The 15,750-nt window shown below is 62.7% G+C and carries 14 protein-coding genes; 6 read left to right on the forward strand and 8 right to left on the reverse strand.

Going from position 1 to position 15,750, the window contains the following annotated elements:
* Positions 1 to 12: 12 nt before the first annotated feature.
* The 3 genes from IEI94_RS10835 to IEI94_RS10845 form a co-directional block, all read right to left on the reverse strand.
* A complete protein-coding gene (locus tag IEI94_RS10835) occupies positions 13 to 900 on the reverse strand; it encodes a carbohydrate ABC transporter permease (protein ID WP_191167329.1) in 888 nt (295 codons plus the stop codon).
* Positions 901 to 982: 82 nt separating this feature from the next.
* A complete protein-coding gene (locus tag IEI94_RS10840) occupies positions 983 to 2,266 on the reverse strand; it encodes an ABC transporter substrate-binding protein (protein WP_191167330.1) in 1,284 nt (427 codons plus the stop codon).
* Between the two features lie 32 nt (positions 2,267 to 2,298).
* A complete protein-coding gene (locus IEI94_RS10845; RefSeq protein ID WP_191167331.1) occupies positions 2,299 to 3,426 on the reverse strand; it encodes an ABC transporter ATP-binding protein in 1,128 nt (375 codons plus the stop codon).
* 205 nt (positions 3,427 to 3,631) lie between these two features.
* Here IEI94_RS10845 and IEI94_RS10850 point away from each other — a divergent pair, with 205 nt between their 5' ends.
* From IEI94_RS10850 to ltaE, 3 genes are read left to right on the forward strand one after another with little or no spacing between them, the layout of a single operon-like run.
* Complete coding sequence (locus tag IEI94_RS10850) at positions 3,632 to 5,203, forward strand: bifunctional GNAT family N-acetyltransferase/carbon-nitrogen hydrolase family protein (protein WP_191167332.1); 1,572 nt, start codon at positions 3,632 to 3,634, stop codon at positions 5,201 to 5,203.
* Positions 5,204 to 5,207: 4 nt separating this feature from the next.
* Positions 5,208 to 6,074, forward strand: a complete 867-nt coding sequence (locus IEI94_RS10855) for a zinc-dependent peptidase (protein ID WP_191167333.1) — start codon at positions 5,208 to 5,210, stop codon at positions 6,072 to 6,074.
* Positions 6,055 to 7,062, forward strand: coding sequence for a low-specificity L-threonine aldolase (gene ltaE / locus IEI94_RS10860; RefSeq protein ID WP_191167334.1), 1,008 nt, complete (start codon positions 6,055 to 6,057; stop codon positions 7,060 to 7,062). Before IEI94_RS10855 ends, ltaE begins: the two co-directional genes overlap by 20 nt.
* A 28-nt stretch (positions 7,063 to 7,090) precedes the next feature.
* On the opposite strand, the gene IEI94_RS10865 is transcribed toward ltaE, so the two are convergent.
* The 5 genes from IEI94_RS10865 to IEI94_RS10885 all read right to left on the reverse strand — a co-directional run bounded on the left by IEI94_RS10865 (position 7,091) and on the right by IEI94_RS10885 (position 12,010).
* Positions 7,091 to 8,068, reverse strand: coding sequence for a 2-hydroxyacid dehydrogenase (locus tag IEI94_RS10865; protein WP_191167456.1), 978 nt, complete (start codon positions 8,066 to 8,068; stop codon positions 7,091 to 7,093).
* A gap of 81 nt (positions 8,069 to 8,149) precedes the next feature.
* Positions 8,150 to 9,067, reverse strand: a complete 918-nt coding sequence (locus IEI94_RS10870; RefSeq protein WP_191167335.1) for an NAD(P)-dependent oxidoreductase — start codon at positions 9,065 to 9,067, stop codon at positions 8,150 to 8,152.
* Between the two features lie 67 nt (positions 9,068 to 9,134).
* Complete coding sequence (locus IEI94_RS10875; protein WP_191167336.1) at positions 9,135 to 9,893, reverse strand: 2-keto-4-pentenoate hydratase; 759 nt, start codon at positions 9,891 to 9,893, stop codon at positions 9,135 to 9,137.
* Positions 9,890 to 10,666, reverse strand: a complete 777-nt coding sequence (locus tag IEI94_RS10880; protein WP_191167337.1) for a GntR family transcriptional regulator — start codon at positions 10,664 to 10,666, stop codon at positions 9,890 to 9,892. Before IEI94_RS10880 ends, IEI94_RS10875 begins: the two co-directional genes overlap by 4 nt.
* Before the next feature lie 171 nt (positions 10,667 to 10,837).
* The gene (locus IEI94_RS10885) at positions 10,838 to 12,010 is read right to left on the reverse strand and encodes a pyridoxal-phosphate-dependent aminotransferase family protein (RefSeq protein WP_191167338.1); all 1,173 of its coding nucleotides are present in this window, start codon (positions 12,008 to 12,010) and stop codon (positions 10,838 to 10,840) included.
* Positions 12,011 to 12,632: 622 nt separating this feature from the next.
* Between IEI94_RS10885 and IEI94_RS10890 the strand changes: the two genes are divergently transcribed.
* The 3 genes from IEI94_RS10890 to IEI94_RS10900 are packed head-to-tail and all read left to right on the forward strand — an operon-like array spanning position 12,633 to position 15,695.
* Positions 12,633 to 13,655, forward strand: a complete 1,023-nt coding sequence (locus tag IEI94_RS10890) for an ABC transporter ATP-binding protein (RefSeq protein ID WP_191167339.1) — start codon at positions 12,633 to 12,635, stop codon at positions 13,653 to 13,655.
* Positions 13,655 to 14,662, forward strand: a complete 1,008-nt coding sequence (locus IEI94_RS10895; RefSeq protein WP_191167340.1) for an ABC transporter ATP-binding protein — start codon at positions 13,655 to 13,657, stop codon at positions 14,660 to 14,662. Before IEI94_RS10890 ends, IEI94_RS10895 begins: the two co-directional genes overlap by 1 nt.
* A gap of 40 nt (positions 14,663 to 14,702) precedes the next feature.
* On the forward strand, positions 14,703 to 15,695 hold the full coding sequence (locus IEI94_RS10900) for an ABC transporter permease (protein ID WP_191167341.1): 993 nt from the start codon (positions 14,703 to 14,705) through the stop codon (positions 15,693 to 15,695).
* The last annotated feature ends 55 nt before the right edge of the window (positions 15,696 to 15,750 follow it).

The following is a 15,750-nucleotide window of genomic DNA, read 5'->3' on the forward strand; positions in this document are numbered from 1 at the left end:
GTGATGACGTGCTCATTGGTAGTGCGTCCGGCGGTCGAGAATGGCGAACTTCACCGTAGCCACCACCCCCAGCACCAGCAGGATCACCACCGTGATGGTGGCGGCATAGGTGCGGTCGAAGAACGAGAAGGCGTTCTCATAGACGTAGTAGAGCAGCAGGTTGGTGGCGTTATTGGGCCCGCCCTTGGTGAGAATGAACAGGTGGTCCACCACCCGCACGGCGTTGATCAGTGCATTGATCAGCACGAACAGCGTGGTCGGCATCAGCAGCGGGAAGGTCACCCGCCAGAAGAAGCTCCAGCGGCTGGTGCCCTCCAGGTCCGAGGCCTCCTTGAGTTCCGGCGGAATGCTCTGCAGCGCCGCCAGGTAGAAGATCATGAAGAAGCCCGCCTCTTTCCATACCGTCATCACGATCACCGAGGTCAGCGCCACGCTGGGGTCGCCCAGCCAGTTGACGCCGGATAGGCCAACGGCGCCAAGCAGCTTGTTGAACAGGCCGATCTGCGGCGCGTAGAAGAACATCCAGATATTGGCCGCGGCGATCATCGGCAGGATGGTCGGCGTGAAATAGGCCATGCGCACGAAGCCGCGCCCCGGCAGCCGCGCGTTGACGAACAGCGCCATGCCCAGGGCGATGGCGATAGAGGTGGGGATGGTACCCAGCGCATAGATCAGGTTGTTGCGCGCCACCCGCCAGAAGGTGGTGTCGTCGATCAGCAGTTGGTAGTTCTCGAGGCCGACGAACTCGGCGGGCTCGCCGCGAAAACCGGGCAGAAACAGGCTGTTGATCAGCGTGGCAATCGTCGGCAGATAGGCGAAGGTCGCCAGCAGCACCGCCGCAGGCAACAGCAGCAGGGCGCCGTAGAGCTGCATGCGTCGATCAGAAGTCATCGCCGCCATGGGCCGTCCTTGTCGATGGTGGGATCTATGCTAAACCGCCCGGGCCAGGCGATAGCGCCTGGCCCGGGCATCGTACGAGGGACTAGCGGGCATAGCGGCGCAGCACGCCATCGGCTTCGCGCTGGGCCTGGGCCAGTGCTTCGGCCGGCGCCATCTGCCCGGTCAGTGCCGCCTGCACGGCGTTGTCCAGCGCCCGGCGCACGCGCCCGCCCTGGTAGGTGGAGAGCTCAGCCGTACCGTGCTCGAGCTGGTCGCGGGCCACCGCCGCCGGTGCAAAGGTCTCAACGTAGTCGCGCAGCAGTTCGGTCTCGTAGGCGTCCGGGCTGACGCCCATATAGCCGGTCTCGATCGACCAGGCCGCGGCACGCTCGGGGTCGGTCATCCAGCGGATAAAGGTCACCGCCGCGCGCTGCTCCTCTTCCGTGGTGTCGTTGAAGATATAGAAGTTGCCACCGCCGGTGGGGCTGCCGCGCTGGGTGTTCATCGGCAGCATGGCGACGCCGAAGTCGAAGTCGGCCTCGTTGCGCACCGCAGTGAGGTTGCCGGTGGTGTGCCACATCATCGCCGTGGACTGCTCGATGAAGTTCTGGCGCAGGGTGCCCCACTCGATGGTGCCGTCGGGCATCGCCTCGTGCTCCTGGGTCAGCGATACCCAGTACTCCAGCGCCTCGACGGCGGCGGGATCGTCGAAATAGACCTCGGTGCCGTCATCGCTCATCAGCCGATGGCCGTTCTGGAAGGCGAACGCCTGGAACATCCAGTAGGGGTAACCGGTGGAGGGCACCATCACGCCCCACTGGTCGCCGCCGGAGGCCTCGCGCACCGCGGCGGCCATCTCGGCCATCTCCTCCCAGGTTTCCGGCGGCGTCTCGGGGTCGAGCCCGGCAGCCTCGAAGGCGTCCTTGTTCCAGTAGAGCACGATGGTCGAGCGCTGGAACGGAATGCCGTAGGTCTGGCCATCCACCTGGCCGTTCTCCATCAAACCCGGGTAGAAGCTGTCGAGCCACTCGCGCTCCTCGTCGCTCTCGAGCAGATCGTCGAAGGCGACGATGGCATCCTGCTCGAGCAGCTCGTAGAGATCGATGGAGAACAGCACCGACAGCTGCGGTGCATCGCCGGCCTCGATGGCCGACATGGCGCGCACCCGGGTGTCGTCGTAGTTGCCGGCGTAGATCGCCTCGACGCTGATATCCGGATGCTCGGCCTGGAACTCGTCGACCAGCTCATCGATCACGTCGGTCAGCGCCCCACCTACTGCGATGGGGTAGTACATGGTCAGCTCGACGGGGTCGTCAGCCAGCGCCGGGCTGGCGCTCAGCACGGCGGCGGCCAGCGCCGTCAGGGGGAAAGAGAGACGCGTACGCATGGGATGACTCCTGTTTTTCACAGATGTGAGACTCACGAGTGGGAGGCCAACGGATCAGTCGTGCCGGAGGTAGCGGCAAATGCCACGGGGGTGAGATCGTCGCGACGCAGTCCATCGGCGCCGAACAGGTGCGCCGCACTCGGCGCCCAGGCCAGCCGGCAGCGGGTGCCAGGCGGCATCGGCCGTTTGCCGGGCAGCCGCGCGCGCAGTCGCTGACTGCCTACGCCAAGCTGCAGGATGGTGTCGGCGCCGAGATACTCCTCGTCGATCACCTCGGCGGGCACCCCGCTGGCATCACCCGAGCGCACCTCGATATCCTCGGGGCGAATCCCCAGCTGGCCACCCACCGCCGCGGCAGGCGCCACCGCCACGCCGGGTTCTCCGTCGATGACCGAGGCGCTGTCGCTTGCTGTCAGTTGCACCAGATTCATCGCCGGACTGCCGATAAAGCTGGCCGCGAAGGCGCTGGCCGGACGGTTATAGAGCTCGGCGGGTGAGCCGTCCTGCACGATGCGTCCCTCCTGCATCAGCAGCACCCGGTCACCCATGCTCATCGCCTCGACCTGGTCGTGGGTGACGTAGATCACCGTCATCCCCAGGCGCGCCTGGAGCGCCTTGATCTCACGGCGCATCTCGCCGCGCAGGCGGGCGTCGAGGTTGGAGAGGGGTTCATCCATCAGGCAGATCGGATGCTCGGAGATGATCGAGCGAGCCAGCGCCACGCGCTGTCGCTGGCCGCCGGAGAGCTGGGCTGGCCTGCGGTCAAGATAGGCCTCGAGATCGACCAGCTGGGCGACCCTGGCCAGGCGTTCGCGGCGTTCGGCCTTGGGCACCTTGCGGCTGCGCAGACCGAAGACGATGTTGTCGGCCACGCTGAGATGGGGAAACAGTGCATAGGACTGGAACACCATGCTCAGGCCGCGGTCCCCCGGTGGCAGGTGCGTGACGTCGCGCTCGCCGATGGCGATGCGCCCGCTGCTTGCCTGCTCGAGGCCGGCAATCATGCGCAGGGTGGTGGACTTGCCGCAGCCCGAGGGGCCGAGCAGGATCACGAACTGGCCCGGCGTGACGTCGAACGAGATGGCGTCCACGGCGGTGGTGTCGTCCCAGCGCTTGGATACCGCCTCGAGGCGGATGCGCTGGTGATTGTTATTGGTCATGGCGTGCCCGCGGTCAAATGGCGGAGAAGGGGCATAACGGCTCCCATGAAAACTAGCGTAGTCGCTGACATCGACTTGTCATGCACCGATTATCGGCGCCCATCATGACCGTTGTCTGACAACACAATGACCGTGGCATGACCGACGCCAGCGCCGGCACATGCTAGAATTCAGCCTCTTTTTTTCGTTCAGGAATTCGCTGCCCATGTCCCTCGACGATCTGCATCTCAATCTGCGCAACCTGACCGCCGACGACTACCCTCAGCTCAAGGCGTTGATGGACAAGGTCTATGACGACATCGGCGGTGCCTGGCCCGAGCTGACCATCGACAAACTGGTCAGCGAGTTTCCCGACGGCCAGCTGCTTATTGAAGACGATAAAACCATCGTCGGCGTGGCGCTCACCGCGCTGGTGGATTACGACGAGTTCTCCAACCCGCACAAGTACGACGACCTGATCGGCCACCGCGAGGTCATCCTCAACGATCTCGACGGCGACGCCATGTACGGTCTCGACGTGCTGATCGATCCGGACTATCGCGGCTATCGTCTCGGCCGACGCCTCTATGAAGCGCGCAAGGAGCTGTGCCGCTCGATGAACCTGCGCGCCATCCTGGCCGGCGGACGGATTCCCGAATACCACCAGCATGCCGACGACCTCTCCCCCAGCGAGTACATCGAGAAGGTGTCGCGCAAGGAGATTCACGACCCGATCCTCTCCTTTCAGTTGGCCAACGACTTCCTGGTCAAGCGCCTGCTGCGCAAGTACCTGCCGGAGGACGAGAAGTCCCAGGGCTTCGCCACCCTGCTGGAGTGGAACAACATTCTCTATGAACCTGCAGAGCGGGTGCTGGAGAGCCGCAGAACCCAGGTCCGCGTGGGCGCGGTGCAGTGGCAGATGCGGGAATTCGACTCGGTGGAGACGGTGTTGCAGCAGGTCGAGTACTTCGTCGACGCGCTGTCCGGCTATCAGAGCGACTTCGCGGTCTTTCCCGAGCTGTTCAATGCCCCGCTGATGGGCCTGCAGGACCGTGCCGCCCAGCGCGACCAGCTGGCCGCAATCCGCTTTCTGTCGGGCTTTACCGAGCGTTTCAAGACCGAACTGTCACGCATGGCGGTCTCCTACAACATCAATATCGTGGCCGGCTCGATGATCGAGGAGGCCGAGGATGGCAAGCTCTACAACATCGCCTACCTGTGCCACCGCGACGGCACCCTGGAGCGTCAGGCCAAACTGCATATCACCCCCCAGGAGCGCCGCGACTGGGTCATCGAGGGCGGCGACGACCTGCGCGTGTTCGATACCGATGCCGGCCGCGTGGGCATCCAGATCTGCTACGACGTGGAGTTTCCCGAGCTCTCGCGCCTGCTCGCCGAGCAGGATATGGACATCCTGTTCGTACCATTCTGGACCGATACCAAGAACGGCTACCTGCGGGTGCGCCACTGCGCCCAGGCGCGGGCCATCGAGAACGAGTGCTATGTGGTGCTGTGCGGTAGTGTCGGCAACGTGCCGTCGATCGAGAACCTCGATATTCAGTACGCCCAGTCGTCGGTGTTCTCGCCGTCGGACTTCGCCTTCCCCCACGATGCGGTGCTCGCCGAGACCACCCCCAATACCGAGATGATCATGTTCTCCGACCTCGATCTGACGCGTCTTACGGTAGTGCGCAGCGAAGGCTCGGTGACCAATCTCAAGGACCGTCGCAAGGATCTCTTCGACCTGCGCTGGCGCGACTGGTCGTGGAAGTCCGGCGCCAACCTCGAGGATAACTGAGGCCATGCTGGGTCGGCTCAAGCGCTGGCGCAGCAGGCAGTTCGAGCAGCGCCACCCCTTCCCCGACGACGCCTGGGCCGAGGCCCGGGCGCGCATCCCGCTGCTCGACGCATTGTCCCACGCCGAGGCCGCCCTGCTCGGCCAGCGCGCCTGGCGTTTCGCCCATGCCAAGCGCCTGACCCTGCACCCCGAGCTCGCCGCCACCACCGACTTCGACCTGCCGGCGCGGCTGGCACTGGCCGCACAGATCTGCCTGCTGACCCTGGGCTGGGATGACGACGATCACGACGAGGCCTTCGCCAACGTGCATGAAGTGCTGGTGCTGCCCGAGGCCTTCCAGCGCCAGGTGGAGGAGATGGACGAGTTCGGCGTGATGCACGAGTATGTCGACGAGCGCGCCGGCGAGACCTCTTACCAGGGGCCGGTGGTGGTGGCCTTCCCCGATCTGATGGAGAGCGGCGAGTGGAGCGGTTTCAACGTGCTGATCCACGAGTTTGCCCACAAGCTCGACATGGGCAATGCCAGCGATATCGACGGTTTTCCGCCGCTGCCTCGAGACATCGACCCGCGCGAGTGGCACCGGGTGTTCACCGCGGTATGGGACGACCTGCAGGCGCGCCTCGAGCGCGACGAGGAGACCCCCATCGACGACTATGCGGCGAGTCACCCCGGCGAGTGCTATGCGGTATGCTGTGAATACTTCTTCAGCGCCCCCGACGTGCTCGAGGCCGCCTATCCGGCGCTTTACACGCTGCTGGTCCGCTACTTCCGTCAGGACCCGCTGGCCCGCCAGCCTGCCGACGTCCGCGGCGCTGCCTATGACAATGACCGACACCGCCACGAGGACACCGATGATCGATCTGCGCAGTGATACCGTGACCCGCCCCACCCCGGCGATGCTCGCCGCCATGGCCGAGGCCCCGGTGGGCGACGATGTATGGGGCGACGACCCCAGCGTGCAGCGCTTCCAGGACGCCGTCGCCGAGCGCGCCGGCAAGGCCGCCGCGCTGTTCTTCCCCTCCGGCACCCAGAGCAATCTGGCCGCCCTGCTCGCCCACTGCCAGCGCGGCGATGAGTATATTGCCGGCCAGTCGGCCCACACCTACAAGTACGAGGGTGGCGGCGCCGCGGTGCTCGGCAGCATCCAGCCCCAGCCGCTGGAGAACGCCGCCGACGGCTCGCTGCCGCTGGACAAGATCCGCGCCGCCATCAAACCTGCTGATTTTCACTTCGCCCGCACCCGGCTGCTGGCGCTGGAGAACACCATCGGCGGCAAGGTGCTGGATGCCGACTATGTGCTGGCGGCCACCGACCTGGCCCGCGAGCACGGCCTGGCCACTCACCTCGACGGCGCCCGGTTGTTCAACGCCGCGGTGGCCAGCGACACGCCGCTGACGAAGCTCTGCGCGCCCTTCGACAGCGTCTCGCTGTGCTTCTCCAAGGGCCTCGGCGCGCCGGTGGGCTCCGTACTGGCAGGCTCACAGCAGCTGATCGACGAAGCGCGCCACTGGCGCAAGGTGCTCGGCGGCGGCATGCGCCAGTCGGGCCTGCTGGCCGCCGCCTGCCATCACGCCCTGGATCACCACGTCGACGACCTCGCCCTCGACCACGCCAGGGCGGCGCGGCTTGCCGAGGCCATCGCTGCCCTGCCTGGCGTCGAGGTGACCTCGGTGGCCACCAATATGCTCTTTGCACACTTTCCGGAAGCCCACCGCGAGCCGCTGGTGGCCCACCTCAAGGCCCGCGGCATCCTCGCCGAACTGCTCTATGCGACGCGCTTCGTGGTCCACCGCGATATCAGCGACGCCGATATCGACACGGTGATCGAGGCCTTCGCCGAGTACTTTGCTAGCCACTGACGTCGCTCCGCCAGGCGCGTCGCGGACGCTAGCGTCGCCAGCTTTCCAGGTTGACCGGACTGATTGGCGACTCACCGGAGAGCGCCTGACAGACGTTATCGACGGCACGCTGGGCCATCGCATCGCGCGTCTCGTGGGTTGCCGAGCCGACATGCGGCAGCAGCACCACGTTGTCCATGCCGATCAGCGGCGAGTCGGCGGGCAGCGGTTCGGTTTCAAATACATCCAGCCCGGCGGCACCCGGTTGCCCCTTCTGCAGCGCCGCGACCAGCGCCGCTTCGTCGACCACCTTGCCGCGCGAGATATTCACGAACACTGCGGTGGATTTCATCCTCGCCAACTCCGCCGCACCAATCAGGTGGACCGTTTCCTCCACGAGCGGAACAGTGACGCAGACATAGTCCGCCTCGGCCAGCAGCACTGACATCTCACAGTGCCGCGCGCCCAGCTCCGTCTCCAGCTCGGGCTTTTGCGACGCATTCGAGTAGAGCACCGACATGCCAAAGCCCAGCGCCCCACGCCGCGCCACTGCTGCGCCAATACGCCCCAAGCCAATCATGCCCAGGGTCTTGCCGTGGATATCGACAGCGAATTGCGCGGGCCCAATCCCGCTCTTCCAGTCGCCCTGACGCACGAATCGATCGAGCTCGGCGACCCGTCGCCCCGCCGCCATGATCAGTGCGAAGCCGGTATCCGCAGTGGTTTCGGTCAGCACATCGGGCGTGTTGCAGAGCAGGATCCCGCGCCGCGAAAGCTCATCGACGGGATAGGCGTCATAGCCTACCGAGATAGTGGCGATCACCCGCAGCGTAGGCGCCCGATCAAGCCGCTCCGGGGTGATGGCCAGGCCGCCGTTTATCAAGGCAGTGGCCTCGGCCAGGGCCGCCTCGAGCCTCGGGTTATCATTCACAGGCTCGTCGCGGAAATCGTCGACGCTGAAGGTCTCGCGCATCTGCGCGATCTGGCGATCGCTGACGGCACCGCATACCAGAATTCGTACCATGATTGTCTCCCGCTGGTTGTGTGTCAGCCCGGCTGGGGAATCGCATTGCCCGGGCCGACGCTGTTCCCCTGGAACGGGAGCGTCTCAGTCATCGGGTCCGACATCCGGCGCGTCGCCCATGCGCACGCCATCGCTGTGGCGCTCCAGCGCAAGCAGCCAGGCGCTGTGATCCCACTGGGTCTTGCCCTCGTCGTAGAGCTCGCGATAGAACTCGGCGGCCTTCTCCAGTACCGGCAGCGACATGCCCAGAGCCTTCGCTTCGGCCAAGCAGGTATCGATATCCTTGATGAAATTGCGCATCGGGGCCCCGGGAATGAAGCGCCGCTCGAGCATCCGCTGACCATGCTCCTGCAAGGTCCTGCTGTCGCCATGCCCCCCCGCCAGGGCCACCGGGATCTGCGCCGGGTCGGCACCGCCGGCAGACGCCAGCAGCAGGGCCTGAGCCACGCCGGTGATATTCACCGCCACCATCACCTGATTGGAGAGCTTGACCAACTGACCGGAACCCGCGGGGCCGACGTGGGTGGTGCGCCCCATCGGCTTGAAGATGCCATCCGCCTCGGCACGTTCGAAGGCCGCCTTGTCGCCACCGGCCATGATCGCCAGCGACGCTTCGGCCGCGCCCAGACTCCCGCCGGATACCGGGGCGTCGATATGCGCCACACCGATCTCGGCGAGCCGTTCGGCGTGCTCCCGAGCCATCGAGGGCGGAATCGATGCCATGTCGATGAACACAGCACCACGCTTCATTCGTTCGGTGGCCCCCGAGTCGAAGAAGACCTCTTTTACTACCGGCCCACTATCGAGAATCGAGAGGATGTAGTCGGCGTTCTCGACCGCGTCAACGGGACTGTCGGCGACTGTCGCCCCATGCGCCTCGAGTGCCTCTGCCTTGCTACGGGTGCGGTTCCAGACCGTGACCGAAAAGCCTGCCTTGAGCAGGTTGGTAGCCATGGGGCCACCCATCAGGCCGGTGCCTAGAAAAGCGACTTGCGTGCTCATATAGCGTCTCCTTGTTGTCATTATGAGGATCGGGGCACGAGCTGCCCCGCTGCACTGCCAGCAGGGGTCAGGTCAGCCTCAGCGTCGCCCGCCCGATGCCCGCAAAGACCGCCTCTACCTCGACCGGCCGGTCGGCGACGATCTTGCCGGTGTAGGAGCCGCAGGTAACGAACTCCCCGGCGCGAAGCGCCTGCCCGCATTGCGGCAGCGCATTGGCCAGCCATACCAGCAGCGATGCCGGATCTCCGGCCGGATTGCCGCCCTGACCGCTGACCACGAGTTGCCCACCAATCGTCAGCGCCACCTCGACTTGCGCAAGCGGCAACGCGTGCCAGGCCGGCTCGCCGTCACCGATCACCAGGCAACCGTTATTTTGCAGGTCGGCCAGCTGCGAGAGCTTGTCGACACCGTCGGGCCAGTCGCGAAAGCGGGAGTCGACGATCTCGATGGCCGCATGGGCAGAGCCAACCGCTGCCAAGACCTCGTCACGCGTGTAGGGGGTGTCCCGCGGCAACAGATCCTGCTTCATCCGGAATGCCACCTCGGCCTCGATGGCGCCCACCGCAAAGCCGGACCATGGCAGTTCGACATGTCCCTCGTGCAGCAGGCGGGCGGGTAGCGCGGAGTAGTGTGGCGCCGACTCGGGGCTCGCCGCCCCGACCTTCCAGCCGGCTCGAGTGCCGAGCCGTTCGACAAGCCGCTGCTGAATTCGATAGGCCTCTTCGGACGTACGCGGGCGACACTCGGAGGGCAGGGACGATAATCGCGCGCCCCCGTTCAACGCCCCTTCCAGCAAGCTGGCGGCCTGATCACTCGAATCGTTCATGATTCACTCGATCCTTTCGACGGAGAGTGGCTCTCGGCTTCCAGCAGCGTTGTCCTGGCAGCATCGGCCTTGTTCTTCAGATGTTCGCGGAGGATTCGGAACAGTCGCTCTCCGTCGCGGCTCTCCAGGGCATTGAGCATGGCGGCATGTTCGCCAACCGCCTGTTTCCAGCGCCGGTCGGACAGGCTACTGAGATAGCGGCTACGGCGAATGCGCCCGGTCAGCCGGGAGTAGACATCGGCCAGGTTACGGTTGCCGGCGCCTGCCATGATGCGCTCATGGATCTCCTGGTTAATCTTGAAGTAGGGCATACGCTCGCCACGCTCGTAGTGTTCGACCATACGCTCATGCAGCTCGCGAATGTCGGCGATTTCGGCATCGCTCATGCGCAGGCAGGCGAGCTCCCCGGACAGCGCTTCCAGCACCCCCAGCACCTCGAAGATTTCATCGATATCTTCCACGGTCGTCTGAGTGACTCGTACGCCACGGCTGGGGAGCAATTCGACGATATTCTCGGCCGCCAACACCTTGAAAGATTCACGTAGCGGAGTACGAGACACACCGAAGTACTCACACAGTTCCTTCTCCGGCAACTTGGCACCGGGAGGGAATTGACCCGAGATGATCATGTCCCTGAGCGACTCGACGATAGAGTCGTGCAGCGTCTTGCGAGCGATAGGCCGCCGTGGTGCCAGTTCAGCCCCCCATTCAGGATGTTCAGGCCCCGCGACCTCTAGGGGTTCGGTACCATAGTCTGGGGTGGATGTTGCCATAGTCAGTATCCTTACATTGCCAATGAGTCTTTAAGGCTTAGCCTAAGTCGACCAGGCAAGGAGTCAATAGGATATTGCATACAATACGCAAGGGTTCGTTCTACTCTCCACTCGGCAGACCCTCCGCCCGCTGGCACGAAGCCTCTGGACAGACTGACCGGCACTCAGCCCTCAACCCGCGGTCTCGGCCAGATAGTTCATTGCCGTCTGGGTACCTCCGGGTCGGTGGGGGACGCCGGCCAGCTGCAGCCCCATCTCTACGCCACCCAGCGTGCCGATCAAAGTGACATCGTTGAAGGCGCCCACATGACCGATACGGAAGACCTTGCCTGCCACCTTGGAAAGCCCAGCACCCAGCGACATATCAAAGCGCTCCAGTATCAGCTTGCGCAGCGCATCGGCATCATGCCCTTCCGGCATGAGAATCGCGGTAAGCACCTGGGAATACTCTTCGGGGGAGTCGCAGAGGATCTCCAGTTCCCAGGCCCGCACGGCGCGACGAGTCGCCTCACCGTGACGGCGATGTCGCGAGAAGACATTTTCCAGCCCCTCTTCGAGCAGCATATCCAGTGACTTGTCGAGGCCGTAGAGCAGATTGGTGGCCGGCGTGTAGTGGGTGAAGCCACGCTCATTGGCCTTGAGTACCTCGCCCCAGTCCCAATAGGAGCGGCGCATGCCGCCATTCTGGGTGGAGATCGCCAGCGCCTTGTCCGAGACGGCATTGAATCCGAGCCCTGGCGGCAGCATCAGTCCCTTCTGTGAACAGCACACCGTGACATCCACGCCCCAGCCGTCATGCTCATAAGGCAGCGACCCCAGCGACGATATGGTGTCCACCAACAGCAGAGCAGGATGTCCCGCATTATCGATCGCCTGGCGGACTAGCGGTATGCGACTGGCGACACCCGTTGACGTTTCATTGTGAACGACGGCCACCGCCTTGATGCGGTGATCCTTGTCTTCACGCAGACGCGCCTCAATCTGGTCTGGGTCTGCGCCGCGTCGCCAGTCTCCAGGGATAAGATTCACCTCGAGACCAAGGCGCTTGGCCATCTGCTCCCAGAGCGAGGAGAAATGCCCTGTTTCGGACATCAGCACTCGATCGCCTTCTGCCAGGACATTGACCAGCGCAGCCTCCCAGGCACCGGTGCCGGACGAGGGAAAGATCACCACCTTGTCAGTACCGAAGACCGGTCGTAGCTTGTCGAGAATACCCAGCAGCATATTAGAGAAGTCAGGGCCTCGATGGTCGATAGTGGGCATATCCATGGCCCGCAGCACCGCGTCTGGCACATTGGTGGGACCCGGAATCTGCAGAAAATGACGACCGCTGGAATATGCCATTATTCATCTCCTGAGCTGCAAACTTATTATTGTATTATTGAATACAAGATTCAGTATAGACGCGAAAGGCGACCCTGCAAGCTTCGCAAGCAACTCTTCGATAAATTCATTAAAAACAATATCTTAAATGAATTTTCGCAAGACTTATCAAGACATGAATGGTACTTTCCTCTCTAAGCCCACTCCCATTTTCACATCCAGCTTGCCCACCTATTTCTTTTACAAAACCTATCCACCATTTATACGACAAATTAAGAACATATCAACAAACCATTAAAAAACAATGGATTAAAATTAACCAAAACTACAGAATCGACGTTAGCGCCTGACTGTCCGATGTCACATACCTTGACGGCTCCAGAAGAGGCAACTATAAAAAATACAATATTCAAGAAACATATCAGGGCTTCACCCGTCGCCGTGCCGCTTGTGGCAATAACACTACTTACAACGCCCAACGAGCTGCCAGGCAACAACACATAACAATATCCAGGAGCCACGCCATGGTCTCGACACGCCCTTCCAAGGCGGTGTTTGACGCTGCTTGCAGGTCACATATCCGCCCTGTCCATGCGCCACCAAGCGTTGTGCCCTCTCCTCCCGAAGCGAGCGGGGTGGCGTCATGAGCGATACCCGTGCGCTACTCGATGTCAAAGGTCTGCAGGTTCATTTCGATACACCAGATGGCGTGGTAAAAGCCGTAAATGACGTCGACTTCGAAGTGAAGCGTGGCGAGACGCTGGCCGTAGTCGGTGAGTCTGGCTCAGGAAAATCAGTGACCAGCCTGGCCATCATGCGGCTGATCTCTGGACGCAACGCCGGCGGTAAGATCCTTTTCGAAGGGAAAAACCTCCTCGATAAGTCGATGGACGAGATGCGCGGTATCCGCGGCAATGACATTTCGATGATCTTCCAGGAGCCAATGACCAGCCTCAACCCGGTTTACACGGTCGGCTGGCAGATTATCGAGGCCATCACTACCCACCTCGACTACACCCACAAACAGGCCTACGAGCGTGCCGTCGAGTCCCTCGATCTGGTCGGGATCCCTGAGCCTCGCGCGAGGATGTCCAACTATCCGCACCAGCTGTCAGGCGGCATGCGTCAACGGGTAATGATTGCCATGGCGCTCTCCACAGAGCCCAAACTGCTGATCGCCGATGAGCCGACGACTGCACTGGATGTCACTATTCAGGCACAGATTCTGCAGCTCATGCGGCGTCTTCAGCGCGAGATGGGGATGAGCATCATCTTCATTACCCACGACCTGGCAGTGGTGGCCGAGATGGCACATCGGGTGGTGGTCATGTACTCCGGCAACGTGGTCGAAGAAGCGCCAGTTAGCGAACTCTTCAAACGCCCTCGCATGCCTTACACCATTGGCTTGATGCGCTCCATGCCCGGTCGGTACGGCTACAAGACCGCCAAAAACCGCCTCGAGATCATTCCTGGCAATGTGCCCAACCCACTACAGCTTCCCAGCGGATGTGCCTTCCACCCGCGCTGCAAGTTCATGAAACCGGGGGTTTGTACCACCGAGGCACCCAAGCTCGAACCCATCGAAGATGACCGTCTGATCCGCTGTTTCCGTTGGGAGGACGTCCAGGAGCAGGTTCAGCAGGAAACAACCAGGAGGCTCGCCTGATGAATGACTCACTCGCCACCCCACTGGCAGACACTCAAGCCTCCACCGATGCCGAACCGCTACTGGAGGTCAGGAACCTGCAGAAATCATTCGCCATCGGTAACCGCTTCAACCGTAAGTATGTCAAGGCGATCCAGGATGTCTCGTTCAGCATGAAGCCTGGCGAAGTGCTTGGTCTGGTAGGCGAATCAGGCTCAGGCAAGACCACTGTCGGTCGCTGCATCGTAAGGTTGATCGAACCGACCGGTGGAGACGTTTACTTCCAGGGCCGCAACTTGGCTGCGGCCAGCAAGAAGGAGCTGCGCTCCCTACGCAAACCACTGCAGATTATCTTTCAGGATCCTTTCGGTGCGCTTAATCCCCGCATGAAAGTCGGCAATATCATTGCCGAGGGCATGAAGATTCACAATATCGCCCGGGGCGAGCAGGCCCGTGAGCGTGCCATGGAGCTGCTCACCAAAGTCGGCCTATCGCGTAACCATATTGACCGCTATCCCCATGAGTTTTCCGGGGGTCAGCGCCAGAGAATCGGGATCGCCCGGGTCCTTGCGGTGGATGCAAAGTTCATCATTGCCGACGAGCCGGTCTCGGCGCTGGACGTTTCCATCCAGGCCCAGGTGATCAACCTGCTGCAGGATCTCAAGGAAGAGTTCGATCTCTCGATGCTGTGCATTTCTCATGACCTGGGCGTTGTGGAGCACATTTCCGACCGGGTGGCCGTGATGTACCTGGGGCGGCTGATGGAGATCGGCAGCAAGTCGGATGTCTACGACAATCCCCGCCACCCTTACACCCAGTCACTGCTGGAAGCCATGCCAGTACCGGATCCCGACCGTCCGAGACGGGATGAGGGCATCCTGCAGGGCGATATTCCCAGCCCCATCAATCCGCCGTCCGGCTGTGTGTTCCGCACCCGCTGCCCCCTGGCCAGCAAGGAGTGCGCCGAAGTCGTACCTCCCATGGAGGAAGTCTCGCCGGGCCATCTCAAGGCCTGTATCAAACAGTGAGCGCTGCCCCACGACACAACAACGACAGGAGGCATACGACATGGCAACCGACATCCCCCGTAGCGATACCGAAAAGCGCAATGCCCAGGATCCGCGGCAGCCCATGGATCCTCTGGCACCGGAGCAACCCACCGGCCAGATCACCGACAGCGAGGTGCCCGAACAGATCATCGCGGTGCGCCGCAATCCGTGGAAAGTGGCGCTCAAGGAGCTCTATGCCTCCAAGGCAGCACTGATCTCGGCGGGTTTCATTCTACTGCTGATCATGCTGGCGCTATTCGCCGACGTGATCGCCCCCCACGACCCTCAAGCGATGAGCCTGATCGATCGCATGCTGCCCCCCGCCTGGAACGCCGAGGGCGACATGCGCTATCTGCTCGGCACCGACGGTCAGGGGCGCGACATCCTCAGCCGCATCATCCACGCCTCCCAGATGACCCTGATGGTGGGTCTCGCCTCGGTGGTGCTTGGCGGCATCGTCGGCGTCACCCTGGGGCTGCTGGCCGGCTATTTCGGCGGTTGGCTGGACGCCATCCTGATGCGCTTTACCGACTTGCAGCTGGCCTTTCCCAGCCTGCTGCTGGGGCTGCTGGTCATGGCGATCATCGGTACGGGGGTGCTCGAACTCGTCTGCGTCATCGCCCTGGCTCAGTGGGCCTTCTATGCCCGCGTAGTAAGGTCCGAGGCAATCAAGACGCGCGAACTGGAGTTCGTGCAAGGGGCCATCGCCCTCGGTGCCAGCAACACCCGCATCCTGTTACAGCACATCCTGCCCAACTGCGTGGCCTCGATGCTGATCATTGCCAGTTTTTCACTGGCCATGGCGATCTATTACGAGGCCGCCCTGAGCTTCTTTGGACTCGGGATCCCGCCCGCGATTCCTACCTGGGGCAACATGCTGGCCGGGGCGCGCGACATCATGCTGGCCAACTTCTGGGCCCCTGTCTTCCCTGGGATTGCCATCACCCTGACCGTTCTCGCCTTCAACCTGCTAGGCGATTGGGCAAGGGATTTCTTCGACGTCAGAGTCTGATGTTCACCACAACAACCAAGAGGAGATACGTCGACAAGCATTGGGGAGCAACCCA

The sequence above is a fragment of the Halomonas sp. ML-15 genome, from assembly GCF_014779595.1.
Lineage (GTDB): Bacteria > Pseudomonadota > Gammaproteobacteria > Pseudomonadales > Halomonadaceae > Franzmannia.